The sequence below is a fragment of the Alteraurantiacibacter aestuarii genome, assembly GCF_039523595.1.
Taxonomy (GTDB): Bacteria; Pseudomonadota; Alphaproteobacteria; order Sphingomonadales; family Sphingomonadaceae; genus Alteraurantiacibacter; species Alteraurantiacibacter aestuarii.
The window spans coordinates 1-775 of sequence record NZ_BAAAFP010000005.1 but is presented as its reverse complement, the minus strand read 5'-3'; the positions used below and the strand labels follow the sequence as shown (position 1 = coordinate 775).

The 775-nt window shown below is 59.1% G+C and carries 1 protein-coding gene; it reads right to left on the bottom strand.

Annotation, left to right across the window (positions count from 1 at the left end):
* The coding region (locus ABDZ98_RS14965; RefSeq protein ID WP_343809122.1) for an Ig-like domain-containing protein at positions 1-775 on the bottom strand (775 nt) is incomplete at both ends.

The following is a 775-nucleotide window of genomic DNA, read 5'->3' as shown; positions in this document are numbered from 1 at the left end:
GGAACATCGTCGAAGATCACCACGTCGAACGTGCCCTCGCCCGTGTCGCCATCATCGCCATCGGTCACCTGGAACTCGATGCCGCTCAGCGTCACGCTGGCTTCGCTGTCATCGCCAGGAAGGTTCTGATCAAGCGGATGCGCAAGCGTCGCCGAGTAGCTGTAATCCACCTCGCCAGGGTTGCTGCCGGCAACAGCATTGGTGATCGAGATCGTGATCACCGTCCCAAGGCTCGTCGTCGAACCAACCAGATTGCCGCTGCCATCAACCGCAAAGGTCACGGCCTCACCGCCCGCCGTCAGCTGCCCATTCAGATTGGAGGCGTTGATAAACACTATCGAGCCAGCAAGATCGCTCGGAACATCCTCGCCAAAGTCCACCGTCACCTTGCCACTCGTGTCGCTCAGGCTCTCGGTCGAGTCGATCTCAAGAGGATCGCTCTGGCTCTCATCGCCATTGGCATACGCAAAGCCGTCCTCATCAACCGTCAGGTTCGTCGCTGTGCCAACCAATGGCACCGAGTCAGCCGCAAGCGTGATCGTAACCGTCGCCCGCGACGTGTCCCCATCCCCATCGGTGATCGTGTAATCAAAGCTGACCTCGCCCTCCTCGCCAGAAGCCGGCGTGTAGGTGAACGTACCGTCATCGTTGTAGTCCACAGTGCCAGCACCCGTCAGCGTGCCGCCAACAACCGCAACATCATTGACCAGGTCAACTCCGTCCGCACCAGCCTCGTCATTGGCAAAAACATCAACCACAACCGGATCATTCTCAT